6 protein-coding genes are annotated in these 18,442 nt (G+C 44.9%); 1 reads left to right on the top strand and 5 read right to left on the bottom strand.

Features of this window, described 5'->3' with window-relative positions; all coding sequences use genetic code 11:
• The coding region (locus tag DEV76_RS18285) for a helix-turn-helix domain-containing protein (RefSeq protein ID WP_109699360.1) at positions 1-323 on the top strand (323 nt) is incomplete at its 5' end.
• A gap of 51 nt (positions 324-374) precedes the next feature.
• Here the strand turns inward: DEV76_RS18285 and DEV76_RS18280 are convergent.
• The 5 genes from DEV76_RS18280 to DEV76_RS18260 are packed head-to-tail and all read right to left on the bottom strand — an operon-like array spanning position 375 to position 18,442.
• Positions 375-803: a hypothetical protein gene (locus tag DEV76_RS18280; protein ID WP_109699359.1), complete on the bottom strand. Its 429-nt coding sequence runs from the start codon at positions 801-803 to the stop codon at positions 375-377.
• On the bottom strand, positions 784-9,780 hold the full coding sequence (locus DEV76_RS18275; protein ID WP_157962976.1) for an RHS repeat-associated core domain-containing protein: 8,997 nt from the start codon (positions 9,778-9,780) through the stop codon (positions 784-786). Before DEV76_RS18275 ends, DEV76_RS18280 begins: the two co-directional genes overlap by 20 nt.
• A 13-nt stretch (positions 9,781-9,793) precedes the next feature.
• Positions 9,794-10,576, bottom strand: coding sequence for a hypothetical protein (locus DEV76_RS18270; RefSeq protein WP_157962975.1), 783 nt, complete (start codon positions 10,574-10,576; stop codon positions 9,794-9,796).
• Positions 10,577-10,580: 4 nt separating this feature from the next.
• Positions 10,581-17,954 carry a hypothetical protein gene (locus tag DEV76_RS18265; RefSeq protein ID WP_157962974.1) on the bottom strand — a complete coding sequence of 2,458 codons (7,374 nt, stop codon included), beginning with the start codon at positions 17,952-17,954 and terminating at the stop codon, positions 10,581-10,583.
• Complete coding sequence (locus DEV76_RS18260) at positions 17,951-18,442, bottom strand: hypothetical protein (RefSeq protein WP_157962973.1); 492 nt, start codon at positions 18,440-18,442, stop codon at positions 17,951-17,953. Before DEV76_RS18260 ends, DEV76_RS18265 begins: the two co-directional genes overlap by 4 nt.

The following is an 18,442-nucleotide window of genomic DNA, read 5'->3' as shown; positions in this document are numbered from 1 at the left end:
GCAAGATTATCGCAGATGCAAGAGACGATAAAGGATGGTCACAGACCGACCTCGCAGACGCCAGCGGTGTATCCCGCGTCATGATAGGTAAATATGAACGTGCAGAAGCAGTACCCTCGCTCGATGCCGCTAAGAGGATTGCGGATGCACTAGGGGTTTCGCTCGACTATCTTGTAGGGGAAGGGGTTAACAGCAGGTTCGATAAAAAGACCCTTAAAAGACTCCAGGACATCGAACTCATCGAGGAGCCTAAAAAGACGGTACTGTTCGATCTCATCGACACTTATATCCGGGATGCTAAAATCAGAAAGGCACAACAATAAGAAACGCCGCCCGATGAGGCGGCGACTTACCTAAGAAGTATGCGATAAAATCTATTTTTTGACTATAAAAAGAAATAAATCATACAATGTCGTCCAAAGCCCGAGTTCAACTTTCAACTCTACCACTTCTTCATTTTTAGTTTTTAACTCAAGTCTTGATACCTCCTTTTTAGATGTTTCATTTTCAAATACTTGGTTCACCTCAACTTTCTCAATATTATCTAAATCAAAATAGTCAAGTGACTTCCCATTCTTTAATATAAGTTTCAAATTTGTTAGTATCCACCAATAAGATTTACCTTCCTTATATCCCAATATCACAGACTCATCAGGCTGTAGCTTTATTAAAGACAATACCTCTTCTTGCTCTATGGAGGCCATTTCACTCCATAACAAAGTATACTTTGCTTCTCTCCTATTACGTAGGAACTTGGCTTCAATAATTGACTTTTTTTTCAACTTATTTTCCTCCTGGTACAAGATTTTTGATTAATTGAATTGCGTCATCCGCGGTTTGTTCATACATATAACCTAACTTCTCTGCCATTTTAGGATTGAATAACTTCGGATTTACAATGTCAATACCTCGTATTATTATTTTTTCTGCTCCCGCCTCAATTGCTTCTTTTTCAAATACACCTAATAACTCTGGTATTGTTGATGCCTTTTCCCCTGCAGCCAACGATTGTATGGTTCTCAAATAAGTCTTTTCAGCCACAGCCACACTCCCTCGCACATAAAAACCTCCAATCATCTGATTCACCATCTTAGGAGCAGGGAATCTAGCAATTGGCACTTGCCCCCCTCCAATAAATCCCGTAGAAATCAATACTGTAAAAGCAAAAGGGCCTTCAACAAAATCAAACGTCTTTTTATGGAACAAAAAACCATCCTGGAAAGCCTTCCAGGATTTACTATATTCCTGGTTTCTATTTTGAGAAGCTCGAATATCCTCTGTTGGAAATCCTCCTGGCCCATTTTCTTCATAATCGGTCGGAGTAAAGTTTCCCGCCCACTTATTAGTTTCAGGATTAGTATATTGGAAATAAGAATTGCCATGCACACCCCAATTCGCCGTTTCCGCTACATAATAAATCTTCTTCTGCTCCGGTACTTCGTAAAGCTTTTGACCGTTAACATTTCCAATGAACTTCCATTGTGTCCTGGGTGCTGATGGTTCTAATCCATCTATATCAATACTAATAATGGGCGAATTTCCTGCAAAATGATATGGTGAGTAATACGGATACTTTCCTGCTATCGGATCAACACTCAAGAACTTGGCTATCCTCGGATCATAAATCCTCATCCCATAATCCTGCTGCGATCCTTCAACACCCTTTACCTCATTATCATTCTCCTTTCCGTTAAACCCATACCTGTAAGAACTTGTCCCCAATTTAAAACTTCTCCCCGGCATTCCCATACCAAAGGGATAATAATCCTGCATATGCACCACTTCTGCTTCCTGCGGTATAGCCGCATTGCCGGAGATGGTCCCCAATACGTTTCCTAAGTGATTAGTGAGCTCATAAAGGGTTTTGCCTGGCGTATTCCAGCTTGTTGCGGCATTTCCGCCATTGGCAACACCAGCATTCCAGTAACCCAGGCGGCTGCTGCCATACAAATGCTGCTCTTCCCAGGTAACATTGGTTGTAGCATCGCCTGAATAGACAGCAAGGGTATTGCCTGTTGCATCACGGAGATACCAGGTTTTCTTCTTTACCCCTGAGAAGGTGGTTTCCTTATAAATACGGTTACCGGAAGCATCGTACTTGTAAACGATTGTATTAGCCCCTTTATTAATTTGACTAATCTTGCCATAAACTGACCAATTGATTCCGGTAATACCTTCCTGGTTATCACGGATCAGGTTCCCAATTGCGTCATAGCCATAGTTATCTACTGACTGCCCGGTTTTCAGATCTGTCGTATAGTGACTGTTGGTCACCTCGGTTTCGAATACGCTACGAAGTCGATTATTAACCAGACGGTTAACGCCATTCTCATTAAGGTAGTTGTAATTATAACTTAACCGGTCCATAGGAGCCTCACCTGCGATGGACCTGTCTCCATTCCGCTCGTATTTCTTGATATTGCCGTTTGCATCATACTCGATTTTTTCGGCGAATGCGAGTGTAGCCGCAAAGTCGGGTGTACTATTGGTTAAAGAAGGGTGATAAGCCATCTGGGTAAGTCGGTTCAGCTGGTCGTACCGGTATGAATACCCCACCGAGGCACGGGCACTCACATCTCGTAATGCTGCTGTTACACGGGAAATATTACCATTGAACAACTCTTTTCCTGTCCCTCCGGCAGGCAAAGCCTGGTTCTCCCATTTAATGGTGAATACCGGTTCGTTTGCAGTCGAACCACCTGCATCTGTCCATACAGGCTTGTAGTCTCCTTTATAATACTGCAATGAATATGCATAAACGTCTTTCTTGAATGTTGAATTGGGGGCTCCCGTCTTACCATCCTGTCCCATATCCGGCACCGCAGTAATGTTACCGCTAGCAGAAAGCTTTTCACCATTAATTGCTCTTAGCCATCCTTGTAACGTATAGGCATAGTCTACCCCCTGCAAGTTACCACCCAGTTCCATCCTGCTAAGTGGTCCGTGCTTGTAGTAGTAGTATTGGGCGTTAATTCTCGGCGTTTGTAATGTCCACTTATCAGTTCCGGTAGTCTTAATGTCTGTCCTAACGATCATCAACCGGTTTTCAGCATCGTAGTCATAATCATACAGGAATTGGTCTGGCGCATCCAACTGGTAGCGTACTGTATTAACTTTACCACTGGCCTGGTCATAATTGTAATCCAGCCTTTTATAAACCGGAGTAGACATGGCCGGCAATTTGAACAGTACAGATTTCACATTGCCAGTAAGATCATAACTGTAATAAGTGGCCGATACAGCTGAGGTGTTCACTACGTCCGCATCCAGCATATAAGTAGCGGCTACTCGCTGGCGGAGATTTTGCTGCGAGAAGGATGCAGCGAAATCCTTATTCTTAGCATCCAGATCTTCTAAATCATACTTAGTCCGGGTGATCTGTTGCTTGGAAGCCTTATTTGTAGTCAACCATTCCTCGGCCGTTAATTTTGCTATGAACGTACCGGCCCATGTATTACCCGTAATCTCTCCCACTTCTTCTACCCTTCCCTGAGCGTCATATTTAGTATAGCTGTTACGGCCTGTTTGTATTGCATTTTTGCTAAAAACCAATCTGCCAATGTAATCGTACCAGAAGTTAGATAATCCACCGTCCGGAGTTACCTGCCTAACAACGCCATTGAGTGACTGGAATGAATAACTGCTGTTAAGCCAATGGTCAGGGTAAACCCGTGCAAAACGTGTTTCAGTTGTAGTATTGTTTGCCGTGGTTGGCGAACCTGCGACAGGAACATTAAACCGGCCCCAGTGCTGACGCACCCCGGCTAATGTAGCATCCACATCAAGACAGGCTTTTGCATACTGCAACTGAACTTCGGAAATGCTCAGATCCCTGCTGTAACCACGTAAGTGTTTCAAAATACTGGTGTTCGACGGCAAAACGAGCGTACTGCCCGAATACCCAATCTCCCATCCGCAGGTGGCTGGCGCTGTGCCGGTAGTTATTGCAGGGCAAAGCTCACCATTTACATAAATATTGAGTGTTCCGTTATCCTGCCCAATATTTTCTCCGGTCAGCACGATGTGCATCCATGGCCGTACGTTAGCTGCATTGAGTTGAACTTTATAATGGCGGGAACGCGTGATTTCCACGGAATTATTGGTCACATCCCCAGAAACCAGTTTATACAGGTCGAGTTCCAAAATACTGCTGCCGATACAGGCATTCATCAGATAACCATTAATACCTGTTGACATGAGTACCTGCCCATGTGGCAATTCGTTGCCGTATACCCACATTTCTACTGAGCGTTTGCCGGATTCGAAAGCACTGGTAAGATAGGTATTGGTCAGCGCCATGTCAGTGGCTGTAGTAGGGCCTGTATAAGTACAGTTAGTAATAGTTTCCTTTGCTTCTGCTGCCGCTGCAATCTCCGCGTCACTAAGTAACTTCACGCCTTCGGGGGGAACAGTTTTAACCAACTGCCCCGACTGGTCATAATAGTACAAGGTAAAATGGTAGTCAGAAACCATGTGCGTCATTTCCAGCTTAGCCAGGGCCTTACTACAATCGCTGATATATTCCTGTTTGAACTGGCGTTTAGCCTCTGCAATGTAACTATCGTACCGTTGCATACCATTCCACACCCCCCGTTGCACCAGAGTTAACAGGCAATCGTAAGGATCTGTTGCCTGCGGTGCGAATACTGGTTCATTACAAAGAATGGCCGTAGTCGAGGGACTCTGATCATAAAGCGCTTTCAGCTTTTGATAATCAGTAAAGCTGAGTGTGAAGCCCCATTTATGGTTAAAGTAATTTGTGAATATACGTTCATAATTGGGATGCGCACTGGTGAAGTTGGTAAGATTTTCAGCCAGCAAAGCGTTCCACGCAGTATTGAGCTCCTGTGCAGTAATACATCCTTTGGCCTCTTTCGTGAGGAACACTGGAACCTGAATGTCTACATTAAGCAGATACTTACACGAGGTACAGCTTCTTTCCAATTCGGTCAGTTCCGCTACGGTTAATGTATTGGCGGTACCAAACCGGTTGGTAAGATATGTGTGGAAGGAATTGCCGGGTGGCTGTAACAGATAATCTGCTTTCAGCGTTGTCAGCCTGCTGCACAATTCAGGATCTGATGAAGAAATCAACGGCAACGATGTCTGCGCCGGCGTTTTATAAGGGTAAGGCCCATCCAGCAGCCAGGGGTTGTAGTCAGCAGTAAGCTGAGTAAGCCCGGTAATAGATTTCAACACATCTTTGAAGCTAACCGCTCCGCTTGGCAATGTGGCATGAGGCGGCAGTGTGCTGGCGCCATAAGGATGATATATATCGACTCCTTTGTTGCAGAGTTCTATCAGTTTATTACGAAGAGCCACACTGTCGGCCGGTAAGACATTTCCCATTCCAGGGCGTAAACGGCTAATCCAGCCATCTGCCTGATTGGCACATGCGTTCTGAATCTGCTGTTGTAACTGCCCTGCCCCCTGTGTCTTAATCCCGGCCGTATCAATGGCAGCATTATAATCCACAAGACCGAGCCTCGACTGTTTTGATTTGTATGCATCGCATGGTTCAGCGGCCAGCAGCATACTTTCATTTGTTGCTGCGAAACCTGGATTTTCTTCAATACAGGTAAACATCCAAACATTTACCAGCGTATCTGCAACTCCGTTTGTACGCTTGAAAATGATGCAGGGATAAAATTGAGCCTGATCTCCCGGAATATCCGGACATCCACTACCCGGGTCACTTGGAGATACATAATAATACCATGTTTCAGAAGGATTTCGTCTGATATACAAATCTCCATCACCGCTGGTAACAATTAATGTAAAACTACAGGCAGGTGGGCATGAAAACACAGACACATTCCGGTAATTATAGGTCACACCACTTAGCGTCACCGAATAACAATCATACCACGTACGTACCGGATTAATACAACCAGGATTAGCAATAACAGTGGTTGGGGCCGTATTCGGGTACAGATATACAGTAGTAGAACTATTAAAAAAGGTCAGGTTAGGGATGTTGCCGGTAGTAGCAGCGAAACTCCCTGGAGAGGCACAGGCTGTTGCCGGGCAGATCACCAGCCAGACATTCTGCAGGTATTCACCTGCAGTATTATTCGGTGTTTTCACCCATAAGCAACTATAGAAAACAGGTACAGGAGCACCGGAACAATAGCCTGTAGGAGGCTGGTCTTTATACCCTTCAATTGCTTTGTAAGTAACAACTGTGCCGCCTACCACTTTATCCCATGTTCGGAAACCAGACTTACGCCCGCCTGTACCGAGGTCCAGCGTATAAGAAGGTCCATTGCATGGTATTATAGAGGATCCGCCGCTACATGTTACACTTTTTACTTTCACCAGGTTTACCTGGATGGCGGATGCAATACTGATTGTTTTTTCCTTATCACCTGCAGCGAAAGCCACGGAAGCTACCTGCGTAAGCCCATCGTAGTTGGATGGATAATGTAAGGTAACAGTTGCCGCACGGGGAATATTCCCTCCTTCGTAACGGACAGTAACAGTCTGAAGGCTCCCTGATACTGATAATGATTTCAAACTGAACGCACCAGTTGGAGGACATCCACTCCCCAATGAAACTGGTGTACCTACAGGACAGGTTATTACCGCACATTCGTTAGCAGCTCTGTCTATCTGATAGTACTTTCTCTTCAGCTCCATGTAAGCATCTAGGTACATTCTCCATTCCCGGTCAATAACCCGGCAATTCACATCGGGGGCACAACCTCCCCATGTATTATCTTCTGTGCCAGGTGCTGTACTTGCAGAGCCAAAACGATCCGAGCAATACAGCACATAATCCACGTAGCGGTTAACGTCCTTGTTTACGAGCATGGATAGCCCTTTCACATTAATGGAGTAGTTCTGCAGATCCGCTTTGAAAGCAGTAAGATATGCTGCACCGCGCACTGACAAGAAATATGGGTCTACAGTAGTTAGCCACACCGGATCATTCCTATCGAAAGATTTGGTAGACAGTATAAGTGCATCTGCTGCAGTAAGCGCAAGTTTATTGAGCTTTTCATCCCATTTCTGATAAGATGTGGTGCTTACACAGTAGGTATAGGCACAATACTCGGGATGATAAATAACAAAAAGATCTTCCCAATCCTGCTTCCAGTATTTAACCAGATCTGTAAGCGTAAATGCCTTATCATGTACAGACACCATGTCTCCCTCATCATTCTGCACCATGTTATTTAGGTAGCCGGGCTCATCCTTCGTTCTTTCAGGAAAAACTACTCTGAACTTGTTGAACAATACATGGATGGAAGTTTCCACCGGCTCTCCAGCAGCGTTAAATAGTGCATATTGTCCTCCGGGAGAAACGTCTTTACGCAGTGTTCTTTTCAGATTTGCACAAGGATCTTCTCCGCAATCACCTCTTGCCGCAGCGCATTTAGTGCTCAGGTTATCATATAACGGGCCAGACCAGGCATCTACCTGGCTGCCATAAGTTGTCATATTGATGCCCATAGCGGTCATCTTGTCCCTGATCTTCTGCATGAACACCACCTTGGTACCAAGGGCTGCATAGCAGGTCTGGCAATCGTCAAAGCAGCCACTGAAGTCAATCTGCTCCAGCTCTTCTTTAACAAAATCGAATTGCTTTTTCAGCAGATCATTGATGGCGATGGATTGTTCCGCCAGCTGATCTACCCTATTTTGCTTAATGCGTAATTCCAGCCGGATATAATATTGGCCTGTGTTTGCAAAAATCGCTGTTACTTCCTGACGGAAGCTGCCCGTGAGGGGTGTACAGTTAGTTCCGGGAACACCTACAGGTATGGTAAACACCTGCGGAATGAGTGGGTCAGCGCAATCTGAGGTCACCGTTAGGACAATCTCGTATTCACATTTGGTACAGATATTCTTCGCTGCGATAGTTGAAGAGGACAACAGGTTGGCCACATCCACCGTCAGTTTACGTGTACCGGCTTCCTGGGCAACATATACCTGGCTGGCGGTAAGTTTTAAAGTAACAGGATCAAATGCAAAGGCTGAATTAGTAAACAGATCGATGGTCTTCTGTTCGGCCGCAGGTTTACCCGGTAATCCATCAAGATTAGCTGGCGCCGGTCCGCTTAGGCCGGTAGCTATGGTTTTACCAGACAGGTTTGTATAGGAAACTGAGATTTGACCATTAGGATCTACCGTAGTAGTTTTACTATAATGCGTGGCATCTCCTATATCGTTACCGAAAAGCCGGTAAAGCTCGAACTGGGAGGGTTTACTATAATAAAAACGGGTAGCATGAAGGTCAGGGTTCGCCGCATTCCATTGAGGCTGAAACTTGGGTCCAACACCTCCCTGTACCGCCAGCCTGCCGGTATTATCATTCATGTATATCTTACCAGAAAAAGGATAGCCTTCCGCATCCGGCACATAACTATGGTTGCCTAAGGCTTTGAAACCATTCTGTGTGGAGTAATATTTACCTGCACCTGCTGTATTACCCATAGCAGGGAATGTGAAATTACAATCAAACGTTCCGCTGTTCACATCCACAAACGTGTATTGCGTACCATTGGCTTTTTTGTTGAGCTGAGACTGAAAATCGAGTATATTAACACCATTCAATGGAGCCGGCAGCATTTCCACAGTTGGACGGCCATACTGATCGTAGATTACAGATTGAGCAACTGTAGTCAGGTCCGCTTCACTGGCAACTTCATTTGAGTGGTTAGACAGTGTTACTGTTTGACGATTTTTGAGTGATTTATCAAAGTAAGATACCACTTCCTTCCTTTTCCCTTCTTCTGCAAAAGTCGCAGAATACTGCCAGTTGAAAGCAGAACGGTGCCAGGTATTGGTCAAAATAATTACACCGCTGTTTATCTGTTCAGTCCCCCCTACCGGTGTATGCTTAATCTGGTAAGACCAGGTACCGGGATTCCGTAAACCGGAAACAGGGTCTTTCGGAGCGGTACGCATTCTGATTAACAGATAACGCGTATTGTGCACCAGGTTAATGTGATATTCATGCCCCTTAAGGGTAACCCGGCTGGCATTGTTCCGGAACATCCGTTCAAGTACCGCCGTGTTGGTATGATTCACGGGATTGCTTAAGAATGTTCCATCAGGATGAAATTCATCAATAAAGGTCCATTCAAGGTCATAATCATCTATCCCATCATTTGGCGCACCCCAAACCAGTGACACTCTGTTGGGTGTAACAGTTACCGGTGCTGCCATTGCCATCATTTGTCCTTCCGGTTGTAATTGTGCCTGCTCTCCGGTGGATTCCCGGGCAAATATCTCCACAAGGGCAGCCGGATCCTGTACGTAATTCCGGTCAATTGCTACCTGGCTTACAATGCGGAATATTCCGGGAAGGTCCTCCCCTAATTCAGCACTGGAAATACTATTAACCGTCAATTTAACCAAATGCCCGTTCAGAAAGTCGAATTCATCCACAGCAGTGTACATTCCTCCGGCGGCAGTATCATACCGTACTTCGAGCGTTACGTTCTCTTCCGTTATTGGATCAGCCTGGCTTGGTTGCGTCCAATATTCCACTTTAAGTTCGAGCTTACATGTAAATGGTTTTTTTATACGGAATAGAGAATCTGTCACCAGTTCAAACCGGATGTTATTCGATACTTTTCGGTTGAGAATCTTACTCCAGTCGTAGGATGGATTTCTGAACTTCTCATCTCTCAGCACGAGCGTATCCCCGGCCTTGATCTTACCTGCCAGTTGTTGCTGGTAAGGTTCTGTTGCGGCAAAGCCGGTGGCTGCCATTAGCAGACAGCACACTGCAAAAAGAAATTTCCGGAAATTGAAAATATTCAAAGGCATATGAATTGCGGCATTATTGGGTCAGGATGATGTCGTAGTGTTGGTAAGCAGGCATAGGTACATAACTGCCACCTTCTTCTTTTATAAGTCGGTAAATATCAAAAAGGTCCGTCGGAGGTCTGCCAACAATCCAGCGGTCAGCCGAAGTCCGGATGATTCTGTCACGCGAAGTATCCAATGGGTGCGATATGTCCGTCATACGTATGAATGATTCCCGGACCAGTCCGGCATCGTCATACCCAATCCGGTACACTTTATAATTGATATGGTTTGGGCGTGTTAATTCAATATATCGCATCCCATCAGTTTCCGATTTACGGATGGCATACCCCTCTCCTGTGAGGAATGCAGCAAGCTGATCACCTGCTGGCATAAATCCAGCTTTAGGGGTTTGACCGGCAGGAGTCACAAAAAGCTTCTCCGCATAATGGTCTGCCATTACCACAATTTTTCCATTGCTGAGGGTTTCCTGCTGGCCTAACTTGTAATATGACAGGGAATCTCTCTTTGCATAATGGTATTCCAGCGATTGTTCACCTTCATCGGGGTCAGAGACACGGATACTTCCCGCGGTTTCAAAGGCATTCAGCGAATCAATCTTTTTCAGTACTCCCCCAAGCTCTTCAAGAATTCGCATGTCATTCTCTGAAACACGTTCGGGCTCGGGTAACGGAGGTAATTCGTTACTCTTAGCAGTTTGTGCTTTCCAATACGGTACACCCGCAGCGGTACCCGCAGCGACCACCAATAATATAAATGCCGAAGCGATAATGGTATTTCTATTCCGGAATTGCATGTTTTTACTTTTTGAGGTATGTGGATCTGCTTTCTTTCAGTGTGATTATACCCTCTTCAGTTTCTTTCTTCACTCTGATTAACTGTCCCTGCTCATCATACTCATAGAGTGTCGCAAAGTTATTGGCATCGAGTTCTGCCATCAGGCGAAGCGTTTTCTCATCATAGGCAAATGTTTTGGCATTACCATTGGCCGGGAAGATGCGGATATCATCCAGTCTTGGAGAACCGGTTCCTGTGATTTCAAACTGCAGTTCGCTCATGTTTGCTGTATTAAACAATGACATATCGACAATAAATTCAAATTGCTCCCACCCTTCCACTGAAGCCTTCCATGTCTTTGTATCAGTTAGGGTAACACCATTCACCTTAACATTTACACTGGTTGATTTATCAAGAGCATTCCCATCATTGACCCACATGGAAACGACATACTTCCCTTTTGTCAGAGGATTGAATCCGAAAAGCCCCATCCAGCCATCGAGCCTGCGCTGGTATTCGCCTGCTGCATTCGTCTCGATATACTGTCCCGGTCCGTGCTCATTATCAAAAGCCTGCGTTTTGAGGAGAAGATTTGATTTGAGGACGAGGCTGTAATTACCGGTATGTGCTTTAGAAGCATCCAGCCATGTCCAGTCAATACCCACTATTTTCCGGATATCGAAATTATCGCCATTACAACTTACAAAGGCCAGATTAGCCGGATTGTATTTATAGTCTTCAAAGCCATCGTAATATAGTTCACGGCTTCTGGCGTTGTAACCTGTCATCACCGGTACAGAACTGCGATAGCCAAACCTTGCTGAAGTATACTGATCAAGGGCATTTTTATTCTCCAGCTCCTGAGAATATCGATCGTAAAGTGTAACCTGACGTGCAGTAACCCAATTCACTGTCAATTCGGGCGACCAGTTTTGAATTAGGTAGTTCCATTGCCAGAAAGCGGTGAAATTTTTATAGGCACCCCCTTTTCGGGTAAATCCGTTAGTAGTAACATCGGGCGTTTGTGAGCGGTCGGTAAGATATACCAGTTCATCCTGAACGAGCCAATTGCCAAGGTGGCCGGACACATAGGGATTTAATACCGCTTTCATAGGCAATACACCGCAAGAGGATGAACCTGCACAGATATCAATTGGTCCTGAGGCGCAGGTATACCTTCGCGTAACTGCTCCTCCTGAGGTAGAAATATATGTGTCATAATCCAGGCTGCCGGAAGATATGTTGGCTGTGGAGAAAATTATCGGCAGGCCAAAACTGCTTGACACCTGTGACAACTGCGATGCTGAACCTTTATAAACCTCAACACCAACCCCATTGAATGTACCGCCGGTACATGATATCTCCATCAGGTGTTTCCCTACTCCGAGTGAAGGAAGACGCCTTATCTGCCAGCGGTCGCGTGAATTCAGTTCGCCTGCACCAGCAGCATTACCGGTTGCTACCAACTGGTTGTCTATTCGTACTTCCAGAACACCTGACAGGTTACCATATCCAACGTAGTATTCTGACAGGGAATCAATAGTAAAGCATGACCGGAAACCAGCCTTTCCTCCGGAAGGCACAGTACCGTTTAACCAAATACTGTTATTCGCGTGCCTCCCGCATCTCTCCGCCATAACCATAGCGGTTGGCGACGCAGTAAATGTTTGTATGCCAGCCATTGGTTCATAAGGTGTGTATTTGAATACACAATTTCCGTTCTCTCCTATTTTATTACCACTAACGTCGCGAATAATTGCCGGCAGTGTGGAAGTGGTGGATGGCATATCATATACCCTCTTAATATTAAAATTCCCGGTTTGATCAAGAGTGGCGTTTTGAATGCACTTCAAACCATCGGGGCTTTGTGTATAACCAGAAGGACATGTCCCTATCGGAACGTTTTCGCAATATGGAACTGGTTCACTAACATTGGGTATACTTCCACCACTACAACCATATCGGCTTCTTTCAATAGTAGCCTCCATACTAATAAAGAAACTATTGTAATCATTATCCTGCAGCATCTTCCTGGAATCATAGATAGGATTGATCCTTTGACCGTCTCCGCTAAGGATATCATCTATTTCACAATCATACAATTCGAATGCAGCCCCTCGTTCTCCTCCATTACTTCTGTAATCAAAAACGAGCCTGTTAAGTCCTCGCTGCAAAGTGACAGGCATCACGTGCCATGATTCGTGGTTAGATGGATAGTATGTCTGCCTGTTCATTACCTCAGAACCGTTCATTGTAACCTTAAATTCATCATCCGCTGCAAATCCCAGGTAATAATTACCAGCCCTTGGTACTGAAATATCTTTTACAAACTGGTACCAACGTCCACCAAATGGCGTGCCTTCATGGGCAAATACAGCTAATGCCCCCAATCTGCCGCCTCTTGGAGAAGAACTGGCGCCACCTGTCCAGAAGCCATGAGAAAGACTATGGGTTTCGGCCTTGAATATGTTATATATTTTAGTCGAGCTACAATATGTAACTGTACCGGGGAAATAACAGGGATCTAGATTAAGGGCTTGGTTTTGCACGGTTGCCCTTACAATACATTTCGTTCCGGATGCATTCAGTTCATAGCCTTGCGGGCAACTACGGGGGATACAATCTGCCGGTTGTCCCCATTCCTCTGAGAATAAAGTAGCTTTGACATCAATCACCCGCATAGCTGCAAAGTCAGTATTCAGGTCCATTTTGAGCCGATAGTCCGTAAATGGCTTTTCGAGTGTCAAAATACTCCCCATCGATTCCGATGCCTGGTTGCGATATCCAGATCTTGTTACTTTAAAATTCGAGTTAACACCTTTCACTAACGTACCAAACCTGTCAACCAGCCTGAGTGATTTTACACTTCCGTTGGAGATGGTACTGTTAATGACCCAGAACACCCTGTCGGCATTCGAAACGTCTGTTAACTCATCACCTTCCACCAGGTAAGGTTTGTAATTCGAACCAATATTTCCCTGTTCATCTACTGTCAGGTTCTTATAAAGGATGTTTGCAGTTTCATAAGCCCTGCCCATTCTTGTGCGATACCAGTATGCCGGGATGTTCACCGAATAAACCGGATCATTAAATTCATTATCAGTTGCAGTTACCAAAGGAACCCCGGTATCCTTATCGAATAACAGATTATATGTAGTTACAGAAGCTCCATCAGTTTTCTTCACGATACGCTGAGGAATGCCAGTGTAGTGCACCGTTTTCGTTACGGAAGATGACCGGAAGAGGCGATATTCAAGGTTTCCGTTAATAGGAAAGTGTGGCGCAGGAATGATCCATATATAAACGGGGAACATATCAACACCTACATGATAGGAGGTACCGGAATTTGTGGTTTCACCTTCCCGCATATCCACAAACAAATCCAGTTCCCTTCCAATAATCTGATCTTTAATGATATTACCCTTAGAATCTACCACATCTACTACATTCTTAAGGCGTTGATGACCTCCGCGCTCTTCCGCGTTGTAGTAGTACTCCGTTGCTGAAATCTCCTCCTTTTTCTGGTTGAAGACTCTTTCCGCCCTTGGTTTACCATGCATGTCATTCGTCCGGATCACATAACCCTGAGACATCACCATTTCATAAATTGATCTACCTCCAAAGAAGAAACTGATACCAGGTGGTTTCCGCTCATAAACACTGATGGGAGTGTTCTCAGTTTCAGTAGGAAACTCTTTCGCGGTATAAAAATCGTATTGAAGATAACCTGTCTGGCTCACTACATTTAAATCAGTATCTCTTCCCGACCGGCTTTCCACTTTTACTTCCCGATATCCAACAGTTGGGGATGGGAAAAGTGCTTCGCCAAAAGGTTCTTCAAGGTAAAACTCATTATTGAGTGCCTTACGGTTAACCTGTGTATATGGGTCTGGCTGGCGCCATGAGTTTTCGTCACCTCCAATCGAAGGTTCATAACTGGCTACACCGGAGCCAATTGTTGCCCCATTGTCATTCTTCGTCGTATACGTGTATAATTGAGTATTCACCTCTTCCGGCCCTGCATCCCAGGTTTCGCGCATTACGAGCGACCTAACGCGGGCCCCACCGCCTTTTTTACCATCGGGCGCTACACTTTTGGAGAAAACTCCTAAGCGAACAAAGCTTTTGGCTGATTTATAATTAAATGCAAATCCGCGCCTCAATCCTCTTTCATTAAAATCCTCTTTAAGTTCGCGGATATTACTAATGGCATTACTTAGGGCTCCCATTGCTGCATCCATCGATTCCTCATCTGGGATTTTGTTCTTATATCCTGGCCATGCATAGCGGGGGTAATCCAAACGCATACGCTGCCAGGCAGCCATCAGGAATGGATTGATTGCGCGGCCACTCACTACAGGGTTAACGAATTCTGCATCTATGATAGCACCATTTACGCTGATGCTTTTCACCTCCGCATAACAGGGTACCCAGTCGAATTTATCCGTATCATTATTGGCAGGTTCATCAGTAAGATTGCAGAATACTTTACCGTATAAATATTTACTACCACCCAATACTATATTCTGGAAATCTGCAAGATTGGTGACTGAAACTCCTGTAGGAAGTGTAAACCGCATTTTTGTCATCTCCTCCAGCTTGGTAGTTACTGTACCATTTTGTCTGAGCATAGTAGGCCATGCTGACATTTCCATAGCCTGCCGGTTTTGCACATAATTATAGGTATCCGATTCATAATTAACTTCGATCGCGGCACCTGTTGGCAGATTGATCGTTTTCAGCAGCCACATTTCAGGCTTGGTGTTTGTGGAATACGGATACTCATCATTACGCATTTCACCTGTAGTGGTTACGGCAGGTTTATATGTACCCCAACGGTCAGATGCAAGCGCTGCATACTTGTTATCGTTTAATGCTCCTTCATTGTAATCAAAAGTGTAAGCATGTTTACTTCCACGGGTAGATAAACCGTGTTCGAAGTGTACGCTTTTGAGTGTTAGTTTACCCTGCGTGGCTGATGGACCGTTCAAATAATTGGGAACTCCCTTACAAAGAGACTGGTCATAACCTAATTTCACTGTTTTTATCGGCGTAGTGAGGTCGCTTTTACTGTAAAGCCTGATTTGCACCAACTGGCGCTGTTGTTGTGTATTATCATACTTCCCATGAAAATCTACTACACCTAAAGCATCATTCCTCGCCCCAGTGATAAAATAAGCGATTTTAGTTTTAGTCTCTATGGAGTGCAGATACCATATTTCTTTTTCACCATACACAATACTGCCTTTATCATCATCCGGGTCTGCCAGCTGCCCTCTGTTGAGAGTTGCCTTATTTTCTTCAATAGGAGACCTCCATCTGAAATTGGCCGCATGACGGGTATAGTTGAACTTTATTGCAGTACCTCTGTCGTCGTCTGTTATACCATCTCCGGTAACATCAACATAATCAGGCGAAAGTACAGCTGTGAGTAAAAAAGACGATGCATATGCCGGTTGCGTTTGTTCAGAATAAAACTCATTTGTTCCGGGATATTTATGGATAATGGCCGTCCCATTTCTTTCGTATGAAACAAGATTGTCTGTGCGAGTGTCCATTTCTGTACCCTGTGATGAGGTTTTGGGTTTGATAGCAAATGAATATTCACGTTGCAAATTATTATAAACGGGTATTCCGTATACCAGTCTTTTACCACCTTCCCCAGTCATGGTGATCTCTGAAAGATGATGCTTTTTCTTATTTCCTCCTATCCGGTCAATTCCGGTTTTCGTGATCTGGTCTGCCCGTTGTGCTGTAAAATTCCCGTTGCCATCCAGCGTATTGGCAGCATAACTGATGATCTGTTCGTTCATTCCGCCAAAAGCTGCCTCAGAAGCCGTAAGGTAGCTGATAGCCTCATTCCGCTGCTGCCGGCCAGCCTTTTCATAACGGTTGCTTCCGATGAGTGGAACTGCAGTTTTACCCACCTGCTTCAGTGTTGGCGCTGTAGTATTTCTAACAATAGGAATGTAAACAGGATCCTCTTCCTGAATTCGGGAAGCAAAGGTGGGATCTTCCATCGTAGGCTCACCAATCGCTTTAAAATAGGCATCTTCCTCTTTCACATTAGTGAAGGATGTATAATCACCTTTATTCAACCAGTTATTTCCTCTTCCTTCCTTCCATTTTTGTGAAACGTCATTTATATCCTGTTCGTACAGCGAAACACCTCCATGAAAAAGATATCCAAATCCGAAATCACCACCCAGTGTTGAGTTCTCCGTTTCATCGACTTTTCTGTTATTGAAGAAAACTCCAGTTCCCCCTCTAGATACTTTAAACTGACCACCACCGGCATGACTGTTAAATGCGAAAATATCAGGCGTGGCAATTGGCAGTGCGATATGGTTCATGTCTTTCACTATGATATTATCCTTCTCACGCATAAAATCCATCAGCGCATTGTCGTTATTCTTACCATTATGGCCATACAGGCTGCCATACGCCTGCTGTTCGTTGATATTTTTAGCCACTTCTCTAACCGTTTTATAGCCGGATCCTCCTACTGCAAAATTCCAGAGCGTGGCCGCAAGGCCCAAATCAAGAGAATACGTACGGCTCGCGCTTTTGAAAGGCACTTCACCTGCAGGATAAAAAACAGGAGTATTCAACGAATACGTTCCTGTACCTGTATTACGGCTTAATTTACCAGAAGAATAACTACTTCCCAGCGTGAGTTCTTTCATCCCTTCCCGGGTATTATAGCTGAGTGATAAGTTACCAGCAATACTCTGTGTTACATTCTGTTCCATCTTCTGAGAAACTGAGATGGAAGCACCTAACGTTGTAGACACACCACTTGCAGTATTCGAATTGAGCCCTGCATTTAGCCCCAAAGTAGTAGAGTTGGCATTTTTACCCGTGAGTGAAAGCCCTGCATTCCCGCCAGCGCCTACTTCTCCACCCCATCCGGTATAGTTATCATAAAAGACACCTGCAGTTATAGAACCTGCTAACTTAAGGGCCTGAAATCCGGTAAACTCAACACGACCTGTAAACCGCCCACCTGTGGTGACTTTGGTTTTCATATGGTTGACAGATTTTACCCGATCTCCATTATGATCATCCGGTATCCCCCGCAACTGCCGGGTAATTGATCCCACATTAAGGTTCCATCCTAACCCAACCCAGGAAGCTTCATCTTCCATACTCACTCCTTGTGAATAGTTCAGATTAATGGGATAACCATCCACATCCATCAGCGGAATATTATACTTAAAATCCCCTGTAAACAAATCTACCATATCACTCATGCCGGCCGGCTGAAACTGGGTCATTTCAGGTTGAACAGGACCACTTGTCAGCGCAAGGCTCTGCAAGGGAATCAGGGTTTCCAGGGTCATAAGTCCAAGAAAGAAAACTGCGATTTTCTTCTTTGTTGAAGCGCTTCTTATCATATCCGGGTATAGATTGAATCAAGTTGATGGATGGATGCCAGGTTAAGGGGGAAAAACAAATCACGTTGCGAAAACAACCAGTCTCTGAACCGCAATTGCATAGCGCCCTGCTCACGGAGGGCTTTACGGTCGAACGTAAGCATGTATTCAGCACCATTTGTTTGCCCGTTAGCCACACGGATAGCCATAAATGGCGAAAGTGTGTCTGTCGGGGAAATGACTTCGAAAAGACTGTCGATGCCGTAGCTGAATTTTGGTTCATTCAACATCTTTTGCGGCAGTCCACTGCTATGCTCAATTCGTAAAACAAGACTCCAATCACTGGTATCCCTGCTTTTTGACGGCAGGTAATGAAGCCTCATTTTCCAGCCGGAAGCTTCCTTTTCGTCGAGCAGCGACAATTCTTTCATCTGCTTCGCCCGTTGCTGTTTGGTATTACAGGCCAGTATTAACACAGCTCCTGTGAGGAGCATCAAAATCACACGCAT

The organism is Chitinophaga deserti (genome assembly GCF_003149455.1).
Lineage (GTDB): Bacteria > Bacteroidota > Bacteroidia > Chitinophagales > Chitinophagaceae > Chitinophaga > Chitinophaga deserti.
This window is presented reverse-complemented; position numbering and strand designations above follow the sequence as displayed.